Origin of the sequence: Nonomuraea sp. GTA35 (assembly GCF_041950525.1) — a bacterium.
Taxonomy (GTDB): domain Bacteria; phylum Actinomycetota; class Actinomycetes; order Streptosporangiales; family Streptosporangiaceae; genus Nonomuraea.
In genome coordinates this window covers 698264-723548 of record NZ_JBGNUV010000003.1, presented here as the reverse complement: position 1 = coordinate 723548, position 25285 = coordinate 698264, and the positions used below count along the sequence as shown (strand labels likewise).

At 70.5% G+C, this 25285-nt stretch carries 29 protein-coding genes; 14 read left to right on the top strand and 15 right to left on the bottom strand.

Going from position 1 to position 25285, the window contains the following annotated elements:
- The first annotated feature begins 15 nt into the window (after positions 1–15).
- From ACBJ32_RS16545 to ACBJ32_RS16525, 5 genes are read left to right on the top strand one after another with little or no spacing between them, the layout of a single operon-like run.
- Positions 16–324: a hypothetical protein gene (locus tag ACBJ32_RS16545; RefSeq protein WP_375127455.1), complete on the top strand. Its 309-nt coding sequence runs from the start codon at positions 16–18 to the stop codon at positions 322–324.
- 2 nt (positions 325–326) lie between these two features.
- Positions 327–632 (top strand): hypothetical protein, encoded by a 306-nt coding sequence (locus ACBJ32_RS16540; RefSeq protein ID WP_375127454.1) that lies wholly within the window; start codon positions 327–329, stop codon positions 630–632.
- Positions 633–641: 9 nt separating this feature from the next.
- Positions 642–884: a hypothetical protein gene (locus ACBJ32_RS16535; protein WP_375127453.1), complete on the top strand. Its 243-nt coding sequence runs from the start codon at positions 642–644 to the stop codon at positions 882–884.
- A 28-nt stretch (positions 885–912) separates the two neighbouring features.
- The gene (locus ACBJ32_RS16530) at positions 913–1281 is read left to right on the top strand and encodes a DUF6247 family protein (RefSeq protein WP_375127452.1); all 369 of its coding nucleotides are present in this window, start codon (positions 913–915) and stop codon (positions 1279–1281) included.
- An 8-nt stretch (positions 1282–1289) separates the two neighbouring features.
- On the top strand, positions 1290–1532 hold the full coding sequence (locus ACBJ32_RS16525) for a type II toxin-antitoxin system RelE/ParE family toxin (protein ID WP_375127451.1): 243 nt from the start codon (positions 1290–1292) through the stop codon (positions 1530–1532).
- Between the two features lie 2 nt (positions 1533–1534).
- On the opposite strand, the gene ACBJ32_RS16520 is transcribed toward ACBJ32_RS16525, so the two are convergent.
- Positions 1535–2158 (bottom strand): hypothetical protein, encoded by a 624-nt coding sequence (locus ACBJ32_RS16520; protein WP_375127450.1) that lies wholly within the window; start codon positions 2156–2158, stop codon positions 1535–1537.
- A gap of 357 nt (positions 2159–2515) precedes the next feature.
- Between ACBJ32_RS16520 and ACBJ32_RS16515 the strand changes: the two genes are divergently transcribed.
- Entirely contained in the window at positions 2516–2764 is a 249-nt protein-coding gene (locus ACBJ32_RS16515; protein WP_375127449.1) for a GntR family transcriptional regulator, read from the top strand.
- Positions 2765–3337: 573 nt separating this feature from the next.
- Here the strand turns inward: ACBJ32_RS16515 and ACBJ32_RS16510 are convergent.
- Together ACBJ32_RS16510 and ACBJ32_RS16505 are read right to left on the bottom strand one after the other, a co-directional pair.
- Positions 3338–3520, bottom strand: a complete 183-nt coding sequence (locus tag ACBJ32_RS16510) for a hypothetical protein (RefSeq protein ID WP_375127448.1) — start codon at positions 3518–3520, stop codon at positions 3338–3340.
- Positions 3517–3861 carry a hypothetical protein gene (locus ACBJ32_RS16505; RefSeq protein ID WP_375127447.1) on the bottom strand — a complete coding sequence of 115 codons (345 nt, stop codon included), beginning with the start codon at positions 3859–3861 and terminating at the stop codon, positions 3517–3519. The genes ACBJ32_RS16510 and ACBJ32_RS16505 overlap by 4 nt, the downstream gene beginning before the upstream one ends.
- 410 nt (positions 3862–4271) lie before the next feature.
- Here ACBJ32_RS16505 and ACBJ32_RS16500 point away from each other — a divergent pair, with 410 nt between their 5' ends.
- On the top strand, positions 4272–4523 hold the full coding sequence (locus tag ACBJ32_RS16500) for a winged helix-turn-helix domain-containing protein (RefSeq protein WP_375127446.1): 252 nt from the start codon (positions 4272–4274) through the stop codon (positions 4521–4523).
- Here ACBJ32_RS16500 and ACBJ32_RS16495 read toward each other — a convergent pair.
- The 5 genes from ACBJ32_RS16495 to ACBJ32_RS16475 form a co-directional block, all read right to left on the bottom strand.
- The gene (locus tag ACBJ32_RS16495) at positions 4520–4759 is read right to left on the bottom strand and encodes a hypothetical protein (protein ID WP_375127445.1); all 240 of its coding nucleotides are present in this window, start codon (positions 4757–4759) and stop codon (positions 4520–4522) included. The two genes, ACBJ32_RS16500 and ACBJ32_RS16495, sit on opposite strands and share 4 nt — an antisense overlap.
- Before the next feature lie 378 nt (positions 4760–5137).
- A complete protein-coding gene (locus ACBJ32_RS16490) occupies positions 5138–6406 on the bottom strand; it encodes an ATP-binding protein (protein WP_375127444.1) in 1269 nt (422 codons plus the stop codon).
- Positions 6407–6639: 233 nt separating this feature from the next.
- Complete coding sequence (locus tag ACBJ32_RS16485; protein ID WP_375127443.1) at positions 6640–6915, bottom strand: hypothetical protein; 276 nt, start codon at positions 6913–6915, stop codon at positions 6640–6642.
- A gap of 163 nt (positions 6916–7078) precedes the next feature.
- Entirely contained in the window at positions 7079–7489 is a 411-nt protein-coding gene (locus tag ACBJ32_RS16480) for a PASTA domain-containing protein (protein ID WP_375127442.1), read from the bottom strand.
- Positions 7490–7582: 93 nt separating this feature from the next.
- A complete protein-coding gene (locus ACBJ32_RS16475) occupies positions 7583–8317 on the bottom strand; it encodes a LysR family substrate-binding domain-containing protein (protein ID WP_375127441.1) in 735 nt (244 codons plus the stop codon).
- Positions 8318–8371: 54 nt separating this feature from the next.
- Between ACBJ32_RS16475 and ACBJ32_RS16470 the strand changes: the two genes are divergently transcribed.
- The 5 genes from ACBJ32_RS16470 (at position 8372) to ACBJ32_RS16450 (ending at position 13219) form a co-directional block, all read left to right on the top strand.
- The gene (locus tag ACBJ32_RS16470; RefSeq protein ID WP_357868026.1) at positions 8372–8746 is read left to right on the top strand and encodes a DUF5997 family protein; all 375 of its coding nucleotides are present in this window, start codon (positions 8372–8374) and stop codon (positions 8744–8746) included.
- 87 nt (positions 8747–8833) lie between these two features.
- Positions 8834–9538 (top strand): Crp/Fnr family transcriptional regulator, encoded by a 705-nt coding sequence (locus ACBJ32_RS16465; RefSeq protein ID WP_357868029.1) that lies wholly within the window; start codon positions 8834–8836, stop codon positions 9536–9538.
- A 69-nt stretch (positions 9539–9607) separates the two neighbouring features.
- Positions 9608–10363: a hypothetical protein gene (locus ACBJ32_RS16460; protein WP_357868031.1), complete on the top strand. Its 756-nt coding sequence runs from the start codon at positions 9608–9610 to the stop codon at positions 10361–10363.
- A complete protein-coding gene (locus ACBJ32_RS16455) occupies positions 10360–12381 on the top strand; it encodes a hypothetical protein (protein WP_375127440.1) in 2022 nt (673 codons plus the stop codon). Before ACBJ32_RS16460 ends, ACBJ32_RS16455 begins: the two co-directional genes overlap by 4 nt.
- 1 nt (position 12382) lies before the next feature.
- Positions 12383–13219, top strand: coding sequence for a hypothetical protein (locus tag ACBJ32_RS16450; protein WP_375127439.1), 837 nt, complete (start codon positions 12383–12385; stop codon positions 13217–13219).
- Here the strand turns inward: ACBJ32_RS16450 and ACBJ32_RS16445 are convergent.
- From ACBJ32_RS16445 to ACBJ32_RS16420, 6 genes are all read right to left on the bottom strand, one after another.
- Complete coding sequence (locus ACBJ32_RS16445; protein WP_375127438.1) at positions 13200–13511, bottom strand: hypothetical protein; 312 nt, start codon at positions 13509–13511, stop codon at positions 13200–13202. The two genes, ACBJ32_RS16450 and ACBJ32_RS16445, sit on opposite strands and share 20 nt — an antisense overlap.
- A 128-nt stretch (positions 13512–13639) precedes the next feature.
- Positions 13640–16711, bottom strand: a complete 3072-nt coding sequence (locus ACBJ32_RS16440; protein WP_375127437.1) for a hypothetical protein — start codon at positions 16709–16711, stop codon at positions 13640–13642.
- 335 nt (positions 16712–17046) lie between these two features.
- A complete protein-coding gene (locus tag ACBJ32_RS16435; protein ID WP_375127436.1) occupies positions 17047–18024 on the bottom strand; it encodes an aldo/keto reductase in 978 nt (325 codons plus the stop codon).
- 77 nt (positions 18025–18101) lie between these two features.
- Positions 18102–19394: a vanadium-dependent haloperoxidase gene (locus ACBJ32_RS16430; protein WP_375127435.1), complete on the bottom strand. Its 1293-nt coding sequence runs from the start codon at positions 19392–19394 to the stop codon at positions 18102–18104.
- A gap of 77 nt (positions 19395–19471) precedes the next feature.
- Complete coding sequence (locus tag ACBJ32_RS16425; protein WP_375127434.1) at positions 19472–20854, bottom strand: PLP-dependent aminotransferase family protein; 1383 nt, start codon at positions 20852–20854, stop codon at positions 19472–19474.
- A gap of 77 nt (positions 20855–20931) precedes the next feature.
- Entirely contained in the window at positions 20932–22842 is a 1911-nt protein-coding gene (locus tag ACBJ32_RS16420) for a hypothetical protein (protein WP_375127433.1), read from the bottom strand.
- 97 nt (positions 22843–22939) lie between these two features.
- Here ACBJ32_RS16420 and ACBJ32_RS16415 point away from each other — a divergent pair, with 97 nt between their 5' ends.
- A complete protein-coding gene (locus ACBJ32_RS16415; protein WP_357868052.1) occupies positions 22940–23416 on the top strand; it encodes a GNAT family N-acetyltransferase in 477 nt (158 codons plus the stop codon).
- Between the two features lie 63 nt (positions 23417–23479).
- On the opposite strand, the gene ACBJ32_RS16410 is transcribed toward ACBJ32_RS16415, so the two are convergent.
- Positions 23480–23767 (bottom strand): hypothetical protein, encoded by a 288-nt coding sequence (locus tag ACBJ32_RS16410; protein ID WP_375127432.1) that lies wholly within the window; start codon positions 23765–23767, stop codon positions 23480–23482.
- 201 nt (positions 23768–23968) lie between these two features.
- Between ACBJ32_RS16410 and ACBJ32_RS16405 the strand changes: the two genes are divergently transcribed.
- A complete protein-coding gene (locus ACBJ32_RS16405; protein ID WP_375127431.1) occupies positions 23969–25282 on the top strand; it encodes an MFS transporter in 1314 nt (437 codons plus the stop codon).
- The last annotated feature ends 3 nt before the right edge of the window (positions 25283–25285 follow it).

Genomic DNA, 25285 nt, shown 5'->3' with positions numbered 1-25285 from the left:
AAGGAGATCGATGTTATGGATGGACGCGATAACGCGAACGATGCTCTCGTTGCCGAAGCACTCCAACGAGCCGGAACCCTGTTCGACGACCTCACCGAGGAGGAGCGACGATCACTGTTTCTCAACATGTACGAGCCGATCGCCAAATACTCTCGGACAGGTGACATTGACCACCTGAAGAAACTCGCTGAGAGTGTTGAGGTGACAGTGCACCTTCGCTCCCAGCCCGAGGTTCAGCAGGCGCTACGGAACGCGCCGACTAGCCCGGTCAAGCACGGGGAGGAGGTGGACGTCGACGACGTCATCAAAATACTGCGGGAGTAACAATGGCGAGGTTGTCGCTCACGCCCGAAAGTGCACGGCTGGTAGCCGAATGGAAGGCAAAGGCCAAACCTGAGGATCGAGATCTAGTAGCGAGAGTCCTTGATTGGGCCAGTGGGGGGCTCAACGGGATCAGGTTCTACTGCACCCAAGATGATGTCGACAAGACCATTAATATCGTGCAGCCCCGGGATCACCTCTACGTCCTAATCAGGATGTGGCCTCACGATATGCCGGACCATCCGAATCAATTCGAAGTGCTCAACATCTTCGAAGATCTCGACGCGTCAGGGCTCGACGGCGTGGATTGAGCACCTCCCGTGACGGCTGCAGACGAACGATGGATCTGGGTGTCCTTGCCGCAGGCAACCTTCGCGGTCGTGACCAAGAACGGCCGTGTCGTAGACGCGGCGCCGATCGCGCAGTGGCTGATTGGGAAGGACGAGCGAGAGGTGGCCAAGTATCTGCGCGGCAAAGGCGCCGTGTTCGTGCCTCTTGATCCGTTTGTGCCTCCTCGCACGCCTGGCGACGAAACTGAGGACCGTACGCGGCGGGCAGGCTAGTGTCGAAGGTATGGGAGAGGAGCGAGCCATGACCGCTCAGCCGCACGGCCGGCACCGCACGCCAGAGGAGATACGCGCGTCGATCAAACATGACCGCAGCCCGCGGGCGATCCGGTCGGCGCTCCCTCCGGACGAACACGACTTGTTCGACCAGGAGTATCAAGCCGCCCTCGACCAAGCACGAGTGACCTACGACCTGGCTCCAATCCAGACGTTCATCAGCCGCTGGTGGGGCGAGGCAATCCTCAAGGCCGACCCCGACGAGTACGCCGAGACGATCGAGCGGGCGCAGCGCGCAATGGAGTACCTGGAACGGGGCGAGATGCCGCCGGGCGCCCGGCGATGGGACGACGCGCTCGACGCTGAGATGCGTGAGCGTATCGAGCGCGGCAAGTAGGCCCCGCGGTGTACGCCGTCGAGTTCGATCCGCCGGCGGAGAAGCAGCGTGACGAGCTGCCGTTCGAGGCTCTCGCTGCTTTCATGGAATTACGTGCCGTTCTTGAGGTCGCGCCCTGGAGCGGTAGGCGTCCGTCGAACAACCCGCGCGGCAACATGCTGTCGATGCCGTTCGGTGAGACAGGCCTCGTCACTTACCTGGTGATGGAGGAGCGGCGCCTCGTCTACATCGTCCGGATCACCTGGGTCTGAGGCTACGACGCTGGGCCGTCTTCGGCCTTCTGCAGGCCGTCGAGGGACACGAGCAACTGCGTGGCCAAGGCGAAGTCGAGGCGGCGGAACGCATCCAGGGGCACCTCGACGGCGTGCTGGACCAGGACTACCTTGCGGCCGGCCGCAGGTCGATACAGGTCCGCTACGACGCCGAACGGTTCAGCAGCGAGGGCGGTGTAGACATGCGCTTCGTGACGTAGCCGGGGGCACAGGGCGCGGGCTGCGGGGATGCATGCCCGGCAGCACGGTGGCACGTGCGTGAACGGCAGTCCGCCGCCGGTCGTTCCTGGGGGTTCGGGCATCAGCCACCAGATCCAGCCGTCGTTGTCCGCCGCTGGCCGACCGCACACCTGGCAGAGCATGTGCATCATGCAGCGTCGCTGCCGCGGGGTGTTGACGAGTTTCCACAGGGGGCGGCCAGTCTGGGTGATGCCCTGCCGGTACCACAGCACGCCGTACAGCCAGTCCGTGCCGACGGGGTCGGCGTAGGACAGCCGTATCCCGTCCGTCGCCTCGACGTGCGGATCCACGATGAGTTGGTAGGCCAGGGCCTCCCCCTCATAGGCGGTGACGTACGGAACGAGCCGGCGCACGGGGACAGTCACGACGAATCCCCTGTGCGGAGATCGGGTTCGGCGGACGGCATGCGGACAGGGATCGCTCGTATGCTCGGCACGTCTGGCGCAGCGGGCGGAATGGACTGTTCGGTGCGGATCAGGTCCTCTTCAGGGGCGGCACCATAGAGACGCTGCCCATCGCCGTTCAGGCTGTCCGGTGGGTACGCTTCGCCCATGGTCGGACCTCCACCGTCCGATCAAGGGCCCGTCCAGGCGCGTGAACGCCTTGGCCGGGCCCGTTTCTGTTCAGGAGCACAGCGTAGCCAACATAGCCATACTTAACCATGGCCAACTACGGTAGGTCGCGTATATCCGCAGGTCAGCATGGCTGCATACGGTCGCCTAGTGATCGAGTTCCGATTCCGAGAGAACGCGCCGAAATGGGAGCAGATGGCCGACGTGCTGAAGGCGAGGATCGCGGACGGCACCTACCCGCCGGACAGCCGGCTGCCGTCTCAGCACGAGCTGGTGCAGGAGTTCGGCGTCGTGCCTGGCACTGCACAGAAGGTGCTCACCAGGCTTCGCGAGCAGGGCTTCGCGTACTCGGTTCGAGGTGTGGGGACCTTCGTTGCGTCGAATCCACCGCAGGCCTGAGTCATGGACGACCGGCGCGTGCGTAGTTGAGGAGCCGCCTTCCGGCCGGCGTCTGGCGAGGCCCAGCGAACTGCCTGAGCCGGGGGTAGAGGATCCTTATCCGCGGTGGTGTATTTCCCCACCGTAGGGTCGCAGTGGCGTAGGACGAACGGCGACAACGCATGCGGCACTGGTCGGTAGGCATCATCATGGGCAGGCGGGGAATCGCGGTCACCGTGTTGGTCGGAGTGCAGGCGCTGCGCGCCGGGCAGTCCGGCGCATCCGACACAAGGGAGAGTCTGCGTGGCCAGCGATAACCCGCGCAGGGATGAGAAGCACCACAGGCTACAAACTGCCCTGGCTGCGGCGCGGCTAGTGTTGTGGGTCCTGTGGGAGCTGCTCGACCCGAGACGCCCCTTCTAGGAGGGGTGGGGCCTCCTGTCGGCAGAGTTTGACGGCCCAGCGGGCAGGAGGCCCTACGTCTCAACAGTATGGGGATAACAGTCGCGCTGGGAACGCGGTCGATAGTGCGTTGGTGTAAGAATCGCTACCCGCGCAACAGCAGTCGAGGCACAGTTGCCGTGGTCCAGAGGACTAGCGTCCGAGCGTCTCGTCCACCTGGCCGGCAGCAGCCTGTTGGGCGGCTTCGCGATCCAGGCGGTGCTGAACTGCCTCAACCAAGCCGAGGATTCGGATCACGGTGCGGAGCTGCTCGGGGCTGGGCGGGTCGATGAGCTCCTTGAGCGGACGGGATAGTCCGCGGCGTTCAGCGGTCACCGATGGCCGTCCTCGTGCTGATCACGGTAGAGCCGGCTGACGGTGTAGTTCGCTACAGGGATGGGTGCGGGGTTGATGGCGGGGCTGACGCGCCGAGTCTTAGGGGTTTTGGCCATGAGCCGCGGCGCGGTGGCCGGCAGTGGCGGCAACTCTTGCAGTCTCCGCGCGCGGATGGCGACGGTCCTGGTGCGAGGTTCCACTGGCGTGAATGGAGCCATGGGCTCAATGGCGGCGGCCTCGATGATCCAGGAGATCTGCTCCTCGGTCCACAGAAGCCGCCAAGCAAGGCGTGTGACGGGAATCGTGCGCCCGGCTCTCCGATAGAGCCAGTTCTTGGACACCCGGAGGATGGCGGCTGTCTCGTCAGCGTCGTAGAGGCGGGGCGGTCCCATGAGAAGAAGTGAAGACCGAACAGCGTCGGCGCGTCGAGCGCGTGGAATGCCTTGGAGGTGGAAGATCGCCCCTCCGGGGGCGATATCTTTCGCATCGGGGCGGATAACTGGCTACCGTTCCGGAGGCTGGGCGGCTGGCCGTTGACTGCGTAAGGATCTATGGGGGTGTGGCGGCGGGGTCCGACAGCCCTCCCATAGAGAGGGATGATCCCCGCCGCCACACTCTTATGTTTATCACGCAAGCAGAAGGTCCGGTCCAGGGACGTCCTAGTACCGCCCCGGACCGCTGAGGACCGCCTGGGACCGCCTGGGTAATTCCCGGACTGCTGGGGCGTGCCCTGGACTACTAGCGTCTCTCCATGATCAAATGGGAGCCGCAGCATCGGTGGGAAGAGGTCGCCGACGACCTGCGCCGGCGCATCCTCGAGGGCGAGTTTCCGGCCCGGTCCACGATCCCTGCGATCCCGCGCCTCATGCAGCAGTACGAGATCGGCCGGAACACGGCCCTGCACGCGGTGAGTGCGCTGGCTGAGGAAGGCCTGGTCATCATCAAACGCTCGAAGGGCACCTACGTCGTCCCACCAGAAGACCGGCCCCGGACGGACGCTTAACGCACCCGCTGCACGATCTCGAGCTGCTGCGACAGGATGGCGGCGAGGGCCAGGAGGTTGGGCTGCACGATGATCGCGTGCATGCCGGCGTCGGCCTGGGTGGGAGTGACGTCCCGGGTGGCGCTCCACATGCCGTTCTGGTGCCCGCTGATATTCCATCCGGGGTAGGTGTGCTCGAGGACGGTGAGAGTTTGTGTGGTGTGGGGCGGTTGCGGGTTCGTTGACGCCATTGTCATGGGAAGCGGCCCCCCTGGCTGCTTTTGTTCCGGGTGTCCCTCTGTATGCCCCCGCGCCGGGACTGTCACATGATGCGTCAACATGAGCACGGTTCGGAAGAGGCAATTGAAAGTTCACTCGACGGTCATTCGGCCGTCATGGGGATGTGCCTTCGACGATCTGACCCCCGGGGACGGGCGGGGGACGAATGGGGGACGAGCATTGCGGCACGGCGGGTGTCGAATGGCGCTGAGTGGTCGTTTACTGTCCCGTTGAACTGGGGGTTCGCGGATTACTGCAGGATGCCGGAATTGCGGGACAGTCCTTACAAGCGAGGGGTCACTGGTTCGAACCCAGTACCGCCCACCCTGCGCGTTCAGCGAGTAGCGAGCATGTGGTCAGTCTTCGGCCGTGCCTCCTAGCGTCCACAGGGAGGCCATGGGGAGTGCTCGGAGGTTTCCCCCGAAAGCCAGGGGCTGTTCGCCGGTGTAGAGGACGAAGCCGGCACGAAATCGTGGCCCTAGCCGGTCGGCCAGATGGCGCAGTCCACGGAAGTCGTCACTTCGCACTGTTTCCGCGGCCTTGATCTCTACACCGATCACTTCTCCGGACGCATGCTCCAGGAGGATGTCCACCTCCACCTTGTCGCGGTCTCGGTAGTGGAACAGCTGGACGGGCTCGTTGGCCCAGGTCAGCTGACGAGCTACTTCACCGATCGCGAAATTTTCGAGCAGTGGTCCGACGGGAGCTGTGACGTCTCGGGCGCGCTCGGGTGACATGCCGATGAGGCGGCCGGCGAGCCCGGTGTCCGTGACGAGCAACTTCGGGGTGGAGATCGCGCGGCGGGTGAGATTCGATGACCAGGCCGGGATGCGTTTGATGACGAAGACCAGTTCCAGAAGATCCAGATAGCGGGAGAGCGTCATCCTGGGAAGGCCCACGTCTCCAGCGATGGACTGGACCACCGTCAGCCCTCCCATCCGGGCCGCGATGACACTCAGAAGCCTGCGCATCTCTGCTGGGCGTTCGATGTCGGAGATCTGGCGCACGTCCCTGGTCATCAAGTCGGTGATGTAGGAGTCGAAGAACCTGTTGCGTCGGCGGCCAGGATCCCGGCGGACCGCCTCCGGGTAACCGCCACGCAAGGCCCTGTCGACGTAGTCGTGCTTACGGAGAGGGCAGGAGCGCATGGTGGTGTCGACGTCATGGGTGAAGACGTGATCAACGAATCCGTCCGGAGCGTTGTCGATCTCTCCTTGGGAAAGCGGCCACAGTTCGATGGTCTCCGTTCTGCCGGGCAGGGCGTCCGGGAGATCGCGTAGGCCCAGCAGGCGCGCGGAACCGGTGAGGAGATAGCGGCCCGCACGTGGATCCTTGTCGACCTCGTGCTTGATCGGCAGGAGGAGTCGCGGAGCGCGCTGAATCTCGTCGATCAGTAGCAGTCCATCGTGCCGGACGAAGGAGACGGGGTCCTCCTCGGCCGCGGCCAGGATCGCCGGGTCGTCGAGGTACAGCTGACGGGCGTTGTCCGCGTCGTCAGCGATCAGCCTGGCAAGTGTGCTCTTGCCCACCTGCCTGGCGCCGTTGACGATGACCACCCGCGTGTCGGCCAGCGCCTCACAGGCCATGGCCTGGGCGCGGCGTAGGAACAAGTTTGCTTCGGACACAGTCCGACACATTACCGCAGGCCAGAACTGTTTTATGGGCATTCTGCCGATGGTCGAGTGGGCATTCTGCCGATTTGGGGGTGGGCAGGTTGCCAGCGTTGGTGTGGGCACTTTGCCGAACGGATCTCGGGCGTACTGACGAAGCGAGTGAGGATGTGAGCGGGCTCGCGGATCCGGGTAACCGTTGGCGTGTGGGGAGCCGGAGACTCGGACGTGCGGTACTGGAGGCGCACTCAGTCGGTGGGCTCCACGTCGGGCTCCACGCCGTCGTCCTCGTCGGCCTCAACCTCCCGCCGCTCCTCCTCGGCCTTCTGCTCGGGGTCGGGTGGCGGCTCCACCGGTTCGGCCGGGATCGGGCGTGGTGTGGCCCGTACCTCGACTCCGGCTCGTGCGGCGAGGGTGTCGGACTCGCCGCAGACCTGTCCGACCGCGGGCGGCATCTCCTCGGGAGGCTTCTCGTCGTCCATGACCGGCAACTGCCCGAGCCTTGCCCCATGAATCGCCGCCATCGCGCGCGTGGTGCTGCCGGCAACCCTCACGCCGGCAGCACCGGCGCAAGCGTCCTCAGGCTCTTACGCGTGCGACACGGGGTGGTGCACGACATGAGGGACGAGGCGGGGCTCCTGCACGCGGGCGGCGGGCCCTGGATCCGGTGGGGGTGCGCCGCCCGGGCTATTCGCCGATCTTCTTGGCGTACAGGGTGATCAGCGTGTCGGTGGTCACCTTCCGGCCTCCGGCCGGCGACTGCTTGGTGACGACCCAGTTGCGGTCGAGCACCTGCAGCCGGTTCTGGCCGGTGGCGTCCTTGTCGTTCAGCACGTAGAAGCCGGCCGCCTGCAGCGTGTCCTGGCCTTCCTGGAGGTTCATGCCGACCACGTCCGGCAGCGTCTTCCTTTCTGCCGCGGCTTCGCTCGGCTCGGGGCGGTCGGTCTCGCCGGGGCCGGCGGTGGCGGTGGTGGTGGTCGTCGGGGTGGGCTGGACGGTCGCGGTGACGGTTTCGACGGGGGCGGCCGGCGGCGTGCCGGTGCCGCACGCGGTGAGGCCCGCGGCGGTGAGGACGGCGAGAGCGAAGCACCTGAGCAACGTGCCCTCCTGCGGTTGTGGAGGATGAACCGTGACAGGAGATGAGACGCGCCGAAGCGTGATCGAGTTGTCACTCCGCGCTTCGGGCGTGGTTCACCGGGGCCGGTGGCCCCTGCCCCTGCGGCTGGAGCGCACGGCTCGGCGGCCGGAGCCGTTCTGCGCGGGTTTCTGGGCCTGTCGCTGGGCCGGCTTCTCCGCGCGCGGGGCGGCGGCGGTGTTGCGGCCGCGCGAGCTGTTCACCGTCCGGCCGCGGACGATGCCGATGAAGTCCTCCACCAGGTCGGTGGTCGCGTCCGTGGGCCAGGCCAGCGCGACCTGCGACTGCGGCGCGTCCGTCACCGGCCGGTAGGTGAGGTCCCTGCGGTGGTGCAGGCGCGCCAGCGACTGCGGGACCAGGAGGAGCCCGGCGCCGGACGCCACGAGCTGGATCGCGTCCGCCGTCGTGGCCGGATGGGTGAAGGCGGGCAGCCCGGGGCGGGCCGTCCACTCGATGGTGTCGTCCAGCGGGTGGAACACCTCGTCGTCGGCCAGGTCGGCGGTGGTCACCTCGTCGGCGGCGGCCACCGCGTGGTCCTTGGGCACCACGACCACCGTGGTCTCCACGTAGAGCGGGATCACGCTGAGGCCGTCGCGCTCGACCGGCAGCCTGACGAATCCGGCGTCGGCGCCGCCGTCGCGCAGGAGCGCCACCACCTCGGCGGCGGGAGCCGAGACCAGGGTGATCGGCACGTCGGGCAACCTCTCGGTCCAGACGTTGACCCATTTCGCGGGTGTCACCCCGGGCACGTACGCCAGCCGGAACACCTTGCCGGTCTCACCATCAGTCACTTCCCCAGGGTACCGATGTCAGGAAAACCGTCCCGACTGACTACTCTTGGCGTCATGACCTCGTCCAAGCCGAAGAGCATCCAGACGATGAAGCCCGAGACCGCGGCCAAGAAGCTGGGTGTGCTCTTCTCGGCCACTCCCGCCGAGTTCCAGGCCGGAGTCGTCTCCAGGGACGAGCTGAACGCGTTGCAGTCGGCGCCGCCCGCCTGGCTGGTCGACCTGCGCCGCAACGGCCCGCACCCCAAGCAGGTGGTCGCCGCGAAGCTCGGCGTCTCCATCTCCGGCCTGGCCAGGGCCGGCATCACCGAGCCGCTCACCACCGCCGAGATCGACGCGCTGAAGGCGGAGAACCCGGAGTGGCTGGAGCACGAGCGGGCGGTGCAGGCGGAGGCCCGCAAGGAAGCGCTGCGCCTGAAGCAGCAGCGCTAGCGATCAGCCCGAGCGGGGCGGCACGGTAGGTGTTGGTCCGGCTCTTCTTCGGTGTCATAGTGCGGAAGAAGGGCTGGAGGTGCGCCGTTGGGAAGTCACCGGAAAGACCCATGGCCGCTGGGCACGTTCCTGGCCCGGTTGCCGGAGGGGCCGCGTGCCGACCTGCTGGAACTCGGCGCGGTCTGCCGGGCCGGCGACGGCGCCACCGTCCTGCGGCAGGGCGAGCCCGGCACGCTCGTCCACGTGATCCTCCAGGGGCTCGCGAAGATCACGGCTCGGGCCGAGAACGGCGAGCAGGCGCTGCTGGCCGTACGCGTGCGGGGAGATCTCGTGGGTGAGATGGCCGTGCTCGGGACGGGAGTCCGCAGTGCCGACGTGACGGCCTGCGGCGAGATGCGCCTGCTCGCGGTCCGCGGGAGCGCCTTTCTCGGCTACCTGCAGCGCAACCCGGTCGCCGGTTTCGCCGTGTCGCGTTCCTTGAGCGACCGCCTGCGATGGGCCAACCAGCGGCGCCTGGAGTTCGTCGGCTTCGGCGCCGAGGTCTGCCTGGCCAGGATCCTCGTCTCGCTCGCCGCGCGGCACGGCTACGACACCCCCCAGGGCAGGGACACCGGCGTGCCGCTGACCAGGGCGGAGCTCGGCGGGCTGATCGGGGTCAGGGAGCCGACCGTGCACAAGGCCATGCGGACGCTGTCGGATCGCGGTCTGATCCTGCGTGGCCAGCGGCGAGTGGTGATCAAGGACGTCGCCGGGCTGGCGAGGTTCGCGGAACTGGTCCCGCTCGACCGGTAAAAATCGCGGCCCGCGGGCGCAGGGGTGGTTCAGCCTTCTCGGAAACGGCACGAACGCACGAGGAGCGGGATGAACGACAAGCCGGAATACCGCGCGATGCTGAGCTACGACATCGAGAGCTACAGCACCCGTAACAACGCCGACCAGTACGCGCTGCAAGCCGCCATGATCCGGCTGCTCGACCTCGCGGCGGGAGCGGCGGGCCTGGGGCTGCTCGATTGGAAGCGGCAGCCGCAGGGCGACGGAGAGTTCGTGGTGCTGCCCGACACCATCCACCCGGCACGGCTCACCGGCGCCTTCGCCGACGCGCTGCGGGCGGCCCTCGACGACTACAACGCCTCGTCCGGGCCGCGGCTGCGGCTGCGGCTGGCGGTCCACGCGGGGCCGCTGCACGTGGACGGCCCCGCCGGTTCCCCCGGCCGGCACGCCGTCGCGAGCGGCCGGCTGGTGGACGCGGGGCCGCTGCGGGCGGCACTGCGCATGATCCAGGAGGCGAGCCTGGGGATCGTCGTGTCGGAGGAGTTCTACCGCGACTACGTCGGCCAGGGCTACGGCGGCCCTGAGCCGGACCGGTTCCGGCACGTCGTGGTGAAGGTCAAGCAGCAGCAGTACGACGCCTACGTCTACCTGCCGGGACACGACGTCCACGCGATCGACGACCTCGAGACCGGTCAGGACGGGAGCGGCGACCAGCCGCGGGCGCCGGGCGGCGTGTCGGTCGGCGGCGACTGGTACGGCGGCAGCGTCGTGAACACCTCGGGCCAGGGCGTCAGCTACGTGGCCGGCCGCGACATCACGATGCCGGAGCGGAAACCACAACGATGACCGAGGAGAACAACCCCGCACCCGCCGCGGGCGACGCAGGACCCGCGGGCGAGGAGTCACTGGGCGAGAAGATCGAACGCGAGCAGCAGGAACGCCGGCTCCGCGCGGAGATGATCGGCGTCGGGCAGAACTGGTTCGGCGGCTCCGAGTACCGGGCCGAGGACGGCGGCACCGTCTACGGGGCCGGCCGCGATCTCTATGTCCAGCAGCCCGAGGAGGACGTCTTCACGATCTCGCCGCATCCCGGGAGCGTGGCGTGCATCGGCACGTGTTTCGTGGAGACGGCGTCGCAGCGGGAGCTCGTGACGCGGCTGACCAACAGGTCGGTGGCCCTGCTGAGGGGCGAGCCGCACAGCGGGCGATCGACGACCGCCCTGTCCGCGCTCCTGGAGATGGGGCTCACGTGCCAGACCCTGGGCGCGAAGGACTTGAAGAAGGTCAGGCCGGCACACCTGCGGGCGCGGCACGGCTACCTGCTGCGTGCGGACGACGCCACGTGGCACCGCCATCCCGAGACCGTCGTCGACCAGCTCAGGGCCGTCGCCGGCGCGAGTGGCGCCGTCATCGTGGCGCTCGTCCCGGCGGACTGCGCCGTCACGAAGTCCGTGGTGCTGCATGAGCCGCCGTCCGCGCTGGACGTCTTCCAGAAGTGGATCGCCTACCTGGCGGAGGAGCTCTCGGGCGATCTCCAGCAGCATCTCGAGCAGCTGCACGAGCACATCGCCGGCTGCCGGCCGGCCGAGGCCGTGGAGATGGCCCACCAGTTCGCGGAGGGGTACCGCCAGGGACGGCCCCTCGCCGAGATGATCGACAACCTTCCCTACGCGGCGCTCACCGAGCTGGAGAAGAACCTGGGCCTGGAGGACGCCCCCAGCCTGGCGCGGCACTTCCTGATCAGCGGCTCCGTGCTGTTCGGCCTGCCCGAGGCCGTGGTGTCCGAGGCCGCGCTGGCGCTGGCGGCCCGCATCGGGCAGGAGGAGCAGAAGGAGGACGACCCCGACGAAGAACGTCCCCTTCAGGTGTGGGAGCGGCTCAGCCAGTGGATCGGCTACTCGCGCCTGAGCGAGGCGGAGGGCGGGCGGGGCGGGCAGGGGCGGCGCATCGACGTGCGGCCCGGCCTGGACAGGCGGCTCCTGCCCACGCTCTGGGCGCAACTGCCGGCGATCCGCCCGGTGCTCTACGACTGGCTCGCCGGCCTGGTCGAGGCCGACGACTGGCGGGTCCAGGTCAAGGCGGCCGATGCCATCGGCAGGCTGGCCACCTGCGACTACGAGGTGATCGACAAGCGGTTCTTCAGGCCGTGGAGCGTGGAGCGGAGCAAGGCCAGGGTGCTGACCTGGGCGCTGGAGTCCGCCGCCCTCGCGGACCGCGACGTCGCGGCGCTGGTCCGGCGGACGCTCAAGGGGTGGGCGACCGGCAGCTACAACCAGCGCCTGGCCGCGGCGCTCTCGTACGGGTCCGCCATCGGCGTCGGCAACCCCGGCGACGCCCTCGCCGCGTTCCGCACCATCGCCGTCGCGACCAACTACCTGGAGACCTGCGACGCCGTCGCCAGGTCGGTCGCCGAGATCTACACGGCGTCCACCGCCCAGCGGGTGCTGGGCGAGCTCGCCCGCTGGACCGCGGGGGAGGCGAGCGAGCAGGTGACCGCGGCGCTGGCGTTCGTCAGGCTCGTCTCCCTGCCGCAGGAGCAGGACGCCTACCCCGCGCTCCGTGACCACCAGCCGGTGAGCGACCTGGTCGCGCTGTGGACCAACGCCCTGAGCTGGGGCTTGTCGAGGAAGGCCGGCAAGAGCAGATCGCCGGCCTTCACCCCGATCTCGTGGGAGCTCGTGGCCGACTGGGCGCAGCAGGCGGCCACCGACCCCACCATGGACGCCATCCTCACGAACGTCCTGGCGCAGGCCCCGGACAGGCTCAGGAAGTCCTGGACGTTCCACCTCCACCTGTGGAACAGCCGCGCGACGATCTCGGCCGCGAACCTCGCCCGCTATCTCCTCCTCCTGAAGGAGCACTGACATGCCTTTCACGCTGCACCGGCTGCTCGTCATGCGCTGGCCCACGAAGAAGGCCGCCGAGCGTACCCCCGCGAAGGCGCCCGAAGCGGGACAGGAGCCCGACGTCACGCCGGAGGAGGCCTCCTACGTCTTCGCCGCGCCGTCCGAAGGGGACGGCTACCTGTTCACGGTCAAGGTCTGGCTGTGGCGGCGCTCCGCCACGGGCTCGCTCGTCTTCCGGCCGTGGAAGGAGCTGAAGGAGGACAAGGACCACGTCATCAAGGACTACGTCAGGGAGATCGTCCGGGGCTCGCTGCGGCGGCACAGCGTCTTCCGGGCGGAGCAGGCGGAGCGGGCCGCCAACGCGGCGGTGCAACGCTGGCTGGCGAACCTGCCGGCGGACTCGGTCTCGGGCAGGTGGCGCGCGGTGATCGAGGTCGAGGTCCCCGACGCGGTACGCGAGCTGCGCTGCGCCCACGAGAGCGCGCTCTACCGGATCGAGACGCGCGCCGAGCAGCTCGACGTGCGCATGCGCAAGCTGCGGGAGTCCCGCGACCTGTGCGAGAGCTTCCTCAAGGAGGCCATGGAGGACTCGACGATCCGGCACGCCGTACGGCTCACGCAGGCTCCCGCCGACGTCGCCGACATCACCGACCAGATGCTGGCGGAACGGAAGGAGAAGGCGGACAACCTGCTCGAGCTCTTCACGAAGATCGTGGACGCGCAGCGTCACGCGAACGCCTTCGAGCTGGTCCTGGCCAGCGAGAGCGCGCTCAGGGCGGCGTTCGAACGGCTGGACGTGCCGCTGCCCCCGCCCGACCCCGACTCGCCCTTCGCGCTCACGGAGGAGGCGGGCTGACCTCCGCGGCCGACAGGGCCACCAGGACCGAGCCGGACAGCAAACACCCGGCGCTCACGACGACCAGCGCGAAGGACAGCCCGAGAGGCAGGTCCGGCAGCAGGCTGTCCGAGACCATGGGGACGATGCCCGTGCCGATGAGCATCAGCCCTGCCCCGAGGAGGCGAGGCCTGCGCCGCTGACGGCGGCTGAACAGGCGGGGACCCCGGTTGCTGATCAGCATGTAGAGCCCGAGCGCGAAGTTCAGGCATGCTCCCGCCAGGGCGAGCACCTTCAAGGCCGTCAGGAGCATGTGAGTTCGCCTCTCGCACGTCACGAGGGCGGTCCCGCCCTCCTCGCGCCATCATGCCGAACGCCCGCGACAGCGATCAAGACGAGGGGATCGCCCGCCCCGGACGGGGCGGGCGATCCCGGAAGGCGTCACGGGCGGAGCTTCAGCTCGCCGGTGAAGGTGCGGCCGTCGGACAGGTGGCCGGTGATCGTGACGGTGACCGTGCCGGTGTAGCCGTCCAGGGCCTGCTCGATGGCGGGGGTGTCGATGCGGAGCCGGTCGTGGGGGAGCCGGTCGTGGGGGAGCGGGGTGGCGGCGAGGGGGACGAGCTTGCCGTCGGCGACCGCCCGTACCGTGGACGGGAGGATGTCCGCTCGCATGCCCGCGAGCTTCACCTGGAGCTGGTCCCGGTGGAGCTGGAGGCGGGCCCGGACGGGGGCGCCGGTGGCCAGGTACGGGGCCGGCGGGGTGGCCATGCCGGTGCCCAGGAAGAAGCCGGTGTGCGGCGGCTGGTTGTAGCCGACGTTCTGCCAGGTGACGCCCGACTGGTAGACCGGGTCGTGGGTGAGCGTCGGGAAGCGGTGGTCCGTCGCGTACGGCGTCGCGTACAGGCGCAGGGCGGTGGAGTCCTCGGTGCGGACGAGCAGCTCTTCGCGCCAGTCGCCGAGCAGGTCCGCCTGGAGCGACGGGTTGCCCTTGGTGGTGTTGTTGGAGTACGTGCCGGTCGCCGTCAGGAGGTTGGCCGTGCTCAGGGCGGCCGGGTCCCACTTGCCGATGGTGGGCACGCCGGCCAGCTTCTCGGCGGAGTAGTCGTGGTCCAGGATCTCCCGCGACAGGTCGCCGTCCCACCAGATGGTGTTGCTGATCGCCGGGGTCCGGTCCGAGAGGAGCTCGCCGGTGGCGGTGCGCAGGCCGGCGCCGTTGGAGGCCCAGGCCTCCTCGCCCGGATGCGCCGGGTCGATGTCGCCGGTCAGGCCGCGGCCGGTGTCCTGCCCGGTTCTGACGCACCAGATGATCTCGCCGCTGTCGGCGTCGTGCATCTCCAGGCCGCACGGCATGTTCGTGTGCTCGTGCACGCCGACGATCTCCAGGCCGGGGCGGGCCGGGTCGAGGTCGCCCAGGTGCATGGCGTCGCCGTGCTCCAGCTTGGTGGTGTAGAGGCCGGTGCCGTCGTCGTCCAGGGTCATCGCGCCGTAGGCGATCTCGTCCCGGCCGTCGCCGTCCACGTCGGCCACGGACAGGTTGTGGTTGCCCTGGCCGCCGTAGCCGGGGTTGCCGGAGCTGGAGAACGTCCAGCGCCTGGTCAGCTTGCCGTCACGCCAGTCGTAGGCGGCCAGCATGCTCTTGGCGTAGTAGCCGCGGGTCATCACGATGCTGGGCAGGGCGCCGTCCAGGTAGGCGGAGGCGGCCAGGAAGCGGTCGGAACGGTTGCCGCTGCTGTCGCCCCAGTCGGCCAGGTTGCCGCGCGCCGGCTCGTAGTCCACGGTGGCCAGGGCCTTGCCGGTGCGGCCGTCGAAGACGGTCAGGTACTCGGGGCCGGTCAGGATCCGGCCGCCGGTGTTGTGGTTCGCCGCGGGGTCGCCGATCACCGTGCCGGCGCCGTCCACGGTCCCGTCCGCGGTCTTGACCACGAACTCGGCCCGCCCGTCCCCGTCGAAGTCGTCCACCAGGAACGGGCTGTAGTGCGCCCCGGCGCGGACGTTGCGGCCCAGGTCGATCCGCCACAGGCGGGTGCCGTCCAGCTCGTACGCGTCGAAGACGGCCGGGCCGGTGTAGCCGCCCTGGGAGTTGTCCTTGGAGTTGGACGGGTCCCACTTGAGGACGATCTCGTACTGCCCGTCCCCGTCCAGGTCGCCGGCTGCGGCGTCGTTGGCGCGGTAGTCGTAGGCGTTGCCGGCCGGGGTCACGCCGCCGGCCGGCCTGTCCAGCGGGATGTCGAGGTACGGCGCCGCCCACGGGCGCACCGGCGCCGAGCGGCGGCCCTCCCTGCCGTCCAGCACCGCGGAGACCGCGTAGGAGCCGGTGCCGCTGTCCAGGTGGTTCGTGCTGTCCGTGGTGGTGAGGAGCTTGCCGTCGCGGTAGAGCTTGAAACGCACGCCGGACGGGTCGGTGCCGAGCATCCGCCAGCTCACCAGCGTGCCCTGCCCGGTCGGCACGGCCACCAGGCCGCGGTCCAGCTCGGGCATCCGGCGCAGCGGGTACGCGGTGACCGGCGAGGTCAGCGTGGCGGAGGGCGCCGACAGCCCGCCGGGGCCCGCGGCCACCACGTGGTAGCGGTGCCGGTCGCCGGGCACGAGCTCGTCGGTGTAGGAGGCCTCGCCCGTCACGACGCCGATCCGCTCGTCGTCACGGTAGAGGTGGTAGAGGAGGGCGCCGCCGACCGGCCGCCAGCGCAGTGTGATCTTCTTGGTGGTGGCGGTGACGAGCTGCAGGCCCTCGGGGGTGGCGGGGGCGGGCTGCGCGGCGTCCTTGACGGTGACGGTGAGGGGCGCGCCCAGCGTGCCGCCGGGGATCTTGACCGCGTAGACGTAGGTGAGGCCGAGCTCGGGCGTGGTGTCGGTGAAGGTGGGCGCGGAGCTGGTGCCCAGCTTGGCCCAGGGGCCCGTGGTGGTTGCGGCGCGGTAGATCTCGTAGCCGGACGAGCCCGTGGCGTTCCAGGCCAGCGTGACGCTCGGGGTGGCGGTGGCCTGGATGCCGGTGGCCGCCAGGCCGGTGGGGGCGGTGGCCGGGCCGAGCAGGACCGCGTTCACCCGGCCGTCCTGGCCGAAGCCCAGGTCGAGCCGGCCGTCGGTGATCCTGGCGGTGCCGGTGTAGTCGCCGTACGCGCCGGTGCTCGCGGTGATCGTGGCGCGGGCCTCGCCCTCCACGCTGAGCGTGGTGGTGTTCGGGGCGATGGCGTCGCCGGAGATCACGGTCAGCTCGTACTCGCCGTCAGGGACGTCCACGGCGAAGCCGTACGAGGCGGCGACGGTGAAGTCCCGCGTCACGGGGTCGGCGGTGCCGCGGTCGCGGTAGCCCACCGCGCGGTCCAGGCCGTAGCCGCGGTCGGCGGTGTAGAGGGTGTTGTGCGCGACGCGCGTGTAGCCGTCGGCCAGGGGGCTGGTGGTGGAGCCGAAGTCGAACTTGAGCCCGGGGGCCGGGTCGAGGGGGGCCGCCATGGCGGGGGTCGCCGGGACGACGGCCAGGGCCGTGACCGCGGCGGCGATGAGTGCGAGCCTCACAGGCGTGCTCCTGCCGAGTGATCCGAGAATGAGAACGTTTTATCGGCATGGAAAGCGCTTGCCAAGGCTTTACTTTTGCGCCTGTATCAACTAAAAGGGCGCCAAGGCCGCCGAAGTCTTCCCGCGGGCGCGGGGGCCCTTGTTTGAGCACGTTCAGGGGCCCATGGTGGGAGGTACGCATCCGCGCATGAGCGCGAGACCTCCGGAGTGGAATTCTCCGGCGGGTTGTCCCGCCCGGACAGCGAGATGGGTGGCGGTGGCCGCGAGGCCACCAGACCCGCCGCCGTTCGACGGTGCCTCTGCTGGTCCGGGCGGGACGCTTCGAAGAATCGCTGCTACCAGCGGTGGTGGACCTGCGGGCGGATGAGCTCGTCGTAGACGTCCCGCACGGCGGCCAGCGTGGCGGCGTCCAGCGGCGGCACCGCGTCGGCGGCGGCGTTGGCCCGGGCCTGGGCCGGGTTGCGGGCCCCCGGGATCACCACCGACACGCCCTCCTGGTCGAGGATCCAGCGCAGCGCGAACTGCGCCATGGCGACGCCCTCGGGCACCAGGGGCGCCAGGCGGCGCACCGCCTCCAGGCCGGTGCCGAAGTCCACGCCCGAGAAGGTCTCCCCGACGTCGAACGCCTCCCCGTGCCGGTTGTAGCTGCGGTGGTCGTCGGCGGAGAACGTGGTGCGCTCGTCGTACTTGCCCGACAGCAGGCCGCTGGCCAGCGGGACCCGGGCGATGATGCCCACCCCGGCCGCGCGGGCCGCCGGCAGCACCTCCTCCAGCGGCTTGAGCCGGAACGCGTTGAGGATGATCTGCACCGTCGCCACGCCGGGGCGCGCGACGGCGGTCAGGGCCTCCTCGCAGGTCTCCACGCTCACCCCGTACGCGGCGAGCTTCTTCTCCGACACCAGCGTGTCCAGCGCGTCGAACACCGCGTCCGTCGAGTAGACGAGCGTCGGCGGGCAGTGGAGCTGGACCAGGTCGATGGTGTCCACACCCAGGTTCCGCCGCGAGCGCTCGTTCCAGGCGCGGAAGTTGGACATCACGTAGTTGGCCGGGATCTGCTCCAGCCGGCGGCCCATCTTCGTCGCGACCGTGATCTCCGGGCGGTCCTTGGCGAAGCGGCCGACGATCTGCTCGCTGCGCCCGTCGCCGTACACGTCGGCGGTGTCGATGAAGGTCACGCCCGACTCCACCGCCGCGCTCAGCGTGGCGACGGCCTCGTCCTCCGACACCTCGCCCCAGTCGGCGCCGAGCTGCCAGGCGCCGAGCCCGACCACCCCGATCCGGCGTCCGGTACGTCCCAACACCCGCTGTTCCATCTGTCCACCTCACAGGTAAGTGCCTGACCTGCACCAGTGTCCCGGATGATCGGGGCCGGCGCGGAACCGGGCGCGCGTCAGCGGGGGCACTCGCCGGTGTGCGTGGGCCCGGCCCTGAGCAGCAGGCGCTCGGCGAGGATCTCCGCGGCCACGTCCGCGCCCATCGCGAGCCCGTCCAGGTTGCTGAAGGAGAAGTGCAGCCCGCCGATCACGCGCGAGCGGCCCGCGTCCGCCGCGGCGGCCGAGAAGCCGGGGAACCACCGCCGCCACGGCTGCCCGGTGGCGGGATCGACCGGGGCGCTGTCGGTGACCAGCGTGAACGGGATCCGGTCGGCGCAGAAGAAGCCCGCCAGGACGGCCGCGCCCGCGCCGCTGAAGGAGCTGTGCCCCGAGATGTACTCGGGCGAGCTGCCCGCGCTGCCGGCCCGCGCCCGCCAGTCCGCCACCGGCTCCGTGTACGGGTTGCCGTCGGTGTCCGCCTGCTGGATCGCCGCCTGCGGCCGCCAGTGGCGGAAGGTGAACTTCGTCCGGACCGTCGGGATCGAGGTGTCGGCCAGCGCCATGCCGAGCAGGGCGAACAGCCGGGCCTCCTCCGCCAGCGGCAGCGGCCGGTCCACGGCGAGCGCGATCTTGATCCACTCGCCGGGCGGCTGCGCGGTGCCGGCGGGCAGCGACCAGTACTGGTAGACGGCCGACTTGCCCGCGTCGGCGATGGCGGCGTCGCCCGCCAGCCTGACCTCGGCGAACGCCGTCGCGTAGTCGAGGCTCGCGAGCGCGGGCGGGCCGCCGCCGACGTACGGGGCCGCGTCGGCGATGCCGAACGGCCGCATGCCGCGATACTGCACCCCGGACCACGCCTGCCCGAACACCCCCGGCCCCGAGCCCGCGGGCTGCGTCTCGACCGGCGAGGAGCCGTCGCCCTGCCTGGCCTCGTGCACGTCCCTGCCCACGCTCTCGCCCCAGGCGCGGCCTTCGGCGATGCGCGGCCCCGCCCCTAATCGGCCCAGGTCCGCGTTCAGCCGCTCGGTGAGCACGGCCTCCTGGCCCGGGTACAGGCGGGTGAGCACCGCGTGGGCCGCCGCCACGGCCGCGGCCTGCTGGTCGCCGCGCGCCGGCGCGCCCCCGGGGTCGCGCAGCGCGTGCGTCCTGGCCCGGTGGTCGCCGCGGGCGGTGGCGATGCCGTTGACGGCGTCGTACATGCCGGCGTTGAGCATCGCGTACGTCCTGGCGGCGTCCGAGTCGGAGGCCCGCTCGGCGCGTACGACCCCCAGGGCCTGCTCGTTCCACGCCCGTACCGGATCCACGTCGGGCAGGCCGCCGGCAGGCGGGGTGAGGGGGGCGATGACCAGCAGCGCGATGAGTCGGTTCATGTGATCTCCTCTTCCGGTGCGGAGCCGATCACTGAAAGATGCGCCTCACAGGCCGCTGCCGCCACTACCCCGCTGGGTCATGCGGCTGTGCGGCGGGCCAGGCGATGCTCGTCCAGGGTGCGGGTGAGCGCGTGCAGCGCGCGGCGCAGCGAGATCCCGTCCAGGTGGCCGAAGCCGAGCACGATCCCGTTGCCGGGCTGCGCGTCCGGGTGGTGGTAGGCGGACAGCTCGGCCACCTCGACCTGCCGGGCCCGCAGCGCCGCGGCCACCGGCCCGGCCGGCGCCGACACCGGCAGCAGCAGCGTGGCCGCCGCGCCGGTGCGCGCGCCGAGCAGCCGCATGTGCGGGTACCCTGCCAGGGCCTGGCGGACGAGCGCCCGCTTGGCCGCGTACTGGGCGGACAGCCCGGCCACCCGGCCGGCCACGCAGCCGGACCTGAGCAGTTCGGTCACCGCGAGCTGGCAGGTGATCGGCGGCCCGGCGGGCATGACCTGCTCGATCTCCCGGGCCAGCCGGCGCGGCACCACCGCGAACGCCAGCCGCAGCGACGGCGTCAGCACCTCGGCGAACGAGCCCACCATGGCCGTGGACCACGCGTCGCCGAGGGCTAGCACGCTGGGCAGCGGGCCCTGCTCGGCGCTGAACAGGCCGTCGAAGGCCGGCTCCAGCACCAGGCCGCCGCTGTCGCGCGCCCACCCGGCCAGCGCGCGGCGCCGCTCCAGCGGCATCCGCGTGCCGAGCGGCAGGCCCCGCTCCGGCAGCACCGCCACGACGTCGCAGGCGGCGGGGACGCGGTCCGTACGCGCGCCCGAGCCGTCCGCCGGCAGGGGCAGCACGGTGCCGAGCCGGCCGAGCGCCGCCCTGAGCCCCGGCGGGGCGGGATCCTCCAGCGCGATCACCGGATCGGGGCCGCCCTGGGCGCGCAGGAGCAGCCGGAGCGCGTCCGCGTACCCGGTCGTGACGATCACCTCGTGGCCGTCGAGCTCCAGGCCGCGGGCGTCCCGCAGGTAGGCGGCGATGGCGGCCCGCAGCGCGGGCAGGCCGGCGGGCGGCGGCCCGCCCAGCGGCGGGCGGTGCAGCCCGGCCCGCCGCCAGGCCGCCCGCCACTCGGCCAGCGGGAAGCCGTGTGCGCTCGGCCGGTCCAGCCGCAGGTCGATGAGCGTCTCCCCGGAGCCCGCTGAGGGGCGCCGCGCGCTCGCCGGCTCGCACACGTAGGTGCCGGAGCCGTGGCGCCCGGCGATGTACCCCTCCGCGAGCAGCCTCTCGAAGGCGGCCAGCGCCACGCCCCGCGAGATCCCCAGCACCCGGGCCAGCGTGCGGGTGGACGGCATCCGGCTGCGGGGAGCCAGCTGCCCCCGCACGATGGCCCTCCTGAGCTGGGCGGTGAGCTGGTCCTGCAGCGGCTCGGGCAGGTCACGCTCAAGGTGGATCGGCACGCTGAGCCTTTGCGGATGGCGCATGGAATGTCCCCCAGTCGACGTACGGAAAGGGCCCCCGACCTGAGAGGCGTGACATCCCGTTCCAAGCCGTGCCAGCGTCATCTGGGCCGGTACGAGCAGCGCACCCCCGTCTGCACCGTGGCGCGCAGCTCCTCGCCGATCGTCGGGTCCACGGCCGAGATCCGGGCCAGCGCCCGCCTGATCGCCTTGCCGGCCGCGATCCTCGCCCGCTCCTCGCCGCCCGGGAACGGCCGCGCCCGGCCGCCCAGGCCGGCCGCGGCGGCCAGCTCCGCGATCAGCCGTTCGCGCTCCATCCGCAGCGCCGCCGCGCGTTCCAGGTCGTGCGTCGACTCGTGCTCCTCGATCTCGGCCTGCAACCGGGCCAGCCGCCGCCGGAAGGAGTCCCTGGCCACGTCATCGAGCGGCGGCTGGGCCGCCTCGCGCCCGGGAGCGCCCGCCACCAGGTCCGCGGCCGGGATCTCGTGCCCGGGGTCGGCGGCCAGCGTGGCCAGGTACGCCATGCCGACGCTGTGATCGACCACCGCCACCCGGCCGTTCAGCTCGACGCGCCAGTGCCGCCCGTCACGGCGGAACCGGCAGCCGCCGTCCGCCTCCGGCGGGCGCCCGACCACCGCGGGCAGCACCATGCCCAGCTCAGCGGCCTCGTGGGCGGCCGTGGCCAGCTCCGCGCGGGCCGCCGCGTCCGCCGGGCCGTCGCGCAGCGCCAGCGCCTGGCCGAGCCGGCAGCGCGACAGCGTGGCGGCCGGCCAGTGGCCCAGCGCCAGGTTGTCGCGCACCGCCGCGCGCAGGTGCCCGATGGCCAGGCCGAGGTCGCCGGTGGTGAGCGCGGCCATGCCCAGCGAGTGCCGCGCCGAGCCGAAGCAGGCCACCCCCAGGCTGGCGATCACCGGCAGGTGCGCGTACGGGCTCAGCAACGCGTACGCGCTCGCGGCGGTGTCGGCGTCCTGCAGCAGGTGCGCGGCCTCCACCACGCAGTACATCGCGATCATCCAGGAGCTGGAGCTGGGCAGCTCCGCCAGGTCGCGGCCGCGTAACCGGGCCAGGTGCCCGGCCGCCAGCCGCCGGTCCCCCGCGGCGGCCGCGGCCAGCGCCAGGCCCGCCACGTAGGAGTTGTCGATGGGGCTGAGCGTGGGGGAGTTGACCAGGTCCGCCAGGGCGGGCAGCAGCTCGGCGGCGCGGCCCTGGTACCAGCGGACGGCGCCGAGCTGGCCGCCGTACCAGCCGGTCGCGTCGATGTCGCCGGCGGCCACGCCGCGCTCGAAGCAGGCGGCGGCCAGCTTCTCGGCCTCCTCGAACCGGCCGGTGCGGATGGTGCGCATGACCTCGATGGCGCTCGCCACGTACTCGACCGCCAGGTGGGGGTGATCCGCCAGCACGGCGCGCAGCTCCTGCATGCAGCGCTCCGCGTGCGGGTCGCCGGCCAGGTAGAGGTCCGCCGTGCGCCACATCAGGCCCATGAGCAGGTCACTTCTGCGGCCGGTCACCGCCGCGTGGCCGATCAGCTCGCCTGCCAGCTCCAGCCGCAGCGCCCCGTGCCCGGGGCCCAGCACGCAGTGGTGCGCCAGGCTCAGCGCCTCCGCCAGCGCCTGCGCGTCGCCCGAGCTCCTGGCCTGGGCCAGCAGCCGGAGGATGCCCTCGTGCGTGCCGCCGTGGTAGTCCTCCTCGCCCTGGATGCGCAGCCGCAGCCGCAGCGCGAGCGGGGAGCCGGGGTCCAGCTGGGACAGCGCGTGCCGCTGGCGGACCCGTACCTGCTCCGACTCGACCGCCGTGCGGTGCTCGTGCACCCAGATCCCGCCCATGCCCAGCGCCGCCCGCGCCAGGCCGGCCCGGTCGCCGCGCGCCTGCGCCTGCCGGTAGGCCGTGTCGAACCAGCGCCGGGCGCGTTGCAGGTCACCGTACTCCAGCAGGGCGCGCTCGCCGCGTGCGAGGGCCGCCCCGACCTCCGGGCATGACGGCGGGCGCACGGCCGGCCCTGGTGCAACGCTCACGACCGGACTGAGCGTCCGCACGCCGGTCCGAATACCGTTCTAGGCAAAGCAGGTACGGGGTTCGGGGCGAGGTTCGACGGCGCGTAGCCTCAATGCCATGATTCGTCCTGCCACACCCGCTGACGTGCCCGAGATCGTCAGCATGATCCGCGAGCTCGCCACGTACGAGAAGGCCGCCCACGAGGTGCGCGTGACCGAGGAGCAGCTCCACGACACCCTCTTCCGCGACCACCCCGCCGCCTTCGCGCACATCGCCGAGCAGGACGGCCAGGTGGTGGGCTTCACGCTCTGGTTCCTCACCTACTCCACCTGGCGCGGCACGCACGGCATCTACATGGAGGACCTGTACGTGCGCCCCCAGCACCGCGGCGGCGGCCACGGCGTGAGCCTGATGCGCAAGCTGGCGGAGATCTGCGCCGAGCGCGGCTACCAGCGCCTGGAATGGGCGGTGCTCGACTGGAACCAGCCCAGCATCGACTTCTACGAGAAGCTCGGCGCGGTCAACCAGGACGACTGGTACCGCTACCGGCTCACCGACGCGCCGCTCGCCCGCCTGGCCGAACGGCGCGACTGACAGGCGGCGGGCATGGGGTCACGCAGGTCACGCACGGTGACGTGACCTGCGTGACATCTCCGGTTAAACGCCGGCGTGCGACCGGGACCGGGTGGTCTCCTGCTCGAACATCCCGGCAGACGGCTCTTCGAGGTCGCGGTGGGTCTCCTCCATGCGCAGCGCCACACCCATCGCGAAGAACGTGGGCGCCCACTCCCCGACGAAGATGCCCCACCGGTCGGCCCGGTCGAGCCCTGCCGCCTCGGTGTTCTTGGACAGCATCCAGCTTCCGAAGGCCAGGCCGATCGACACCAGCCCCGCGGTGTACATGTGGCCCGACTTGACACCCATGTCATGCAGCTTTTTGATCATGTTTCCCCCCTTGCTCAAGTGCAGTTACCCCAGCACAGGCCCGGTAACCGATCATTACGGGCATGTTTCCGCGGTGACGCTTGTGCGCGGCTTGTTACCGAGGTGAATCACACGTAACCGGCGCACAGCCACGCAGGGTCAGAGTGCGTAACGAGCCCTTCCTACCTTGGAGATCCCGGACGCCGAGCGTAGGAGAGGTCGATGGCGCGCTGGATCGCCGAGTGGCATCCCGATGACCCAGCATTCTGGGAGAGTTCAGGCAAGCGAGTCGCACGACGCAACCTGATCTTCTCGATCGTGGCCGAGCATCTCGGCTTCACGGTGTGGACGCTGTGGAGCATCGTGGCGACGAAGATGGGGTCGTACGAGTTCACCACCGACCAGCTCTTCTGGCTGGTCGCCCTGCCGAACCTGATCGGCTCGGTGCTGCGGGTGCCCTACACGTTCGGGCCCGCCAAGTTCGGCGGCCGCAACTTCACCGTGGTCAGCGCGATACTGCTGCTCATCCCCGCCGTCATGCTCGGCGTGGCGGTGAACAACCCGGCCACGCCCTACTGGCTCTTCCTGGTCATCGCGGCCCTGGCCGGCTTCGGCGGCGGCAACTTCGCCTCCAGCATGGCCAACATCACCTACTTCTACCCGCGCAGCAAGCAGGGCGTCGCGCTCGGCCTGAACGCCGCGGGCGGCAACATCGGCGTCAGCTCCGTCCAGCTCGTCATGCCGCTGGTGATCGGCTCGCTCGGGCTGGCCGCCGCGGGCTGGTTCTGGATCCCGTTCATCGTCGTGGCCGCCGCCTGCGCCTTCTTCTTCATGGACAACCTGACCAGCGCCAAGGCCAACCCCCGCCAGCAGCTCGCGGTGGCCGGCAAGGCCCAGACCTGGATCATGTCCTTCCTCTACATCGGGACGTTCGGCTCGTTCATCGGCTACTCCACCGCCTTCCCCCTGCTGAGCCAGAGCCTCTTCCCCGACGCCCCGTACGCCGCCGTCGCCTTCGCCGGGCCGCTCGTCGGCTCCCTGATCAGGCCCATCGGCGGCTGGCTGGCCGACAAGCTCGGCGGCGCCCCCGTCACCCTGTGGAACTTCGCCGCCATGGGCGGCGGCGTCCTGCTCGTCTGGCTGGCCAGCACCTCCGGCAACTTCTGGATGTTCTTCCTGTCCTTCCAGCTCCTCTTCCTCACCGCCGGCATCGGCAACGGCTCCACCTACCGCATGATCCCGGCCATCTTCCAGGCCAAGGCCGTCGCCGAGCGCGGCGACGAGACCGAGGAGACCCTCCTGTACGGCAAGCGCCAGGCCTCCGCCGCCATCGGCATCATCTCGGCCGTCGGCGCGCTCGGCGGGTTCCTCATCAACCGGGCGTTCGGCATGGCCTTCGCCGCGGCCGGCACCCCCGCCCCCGCCTTCCTGGCCTTCGGCGTCTTCTACGTGTCCTGCTTCGCCCTGACCTGGTGGTGCTACACCCGCACCGTCGGCGTCAGGATCGTGGCCAGCCTCGCCTATGCCCGGATCTGATGT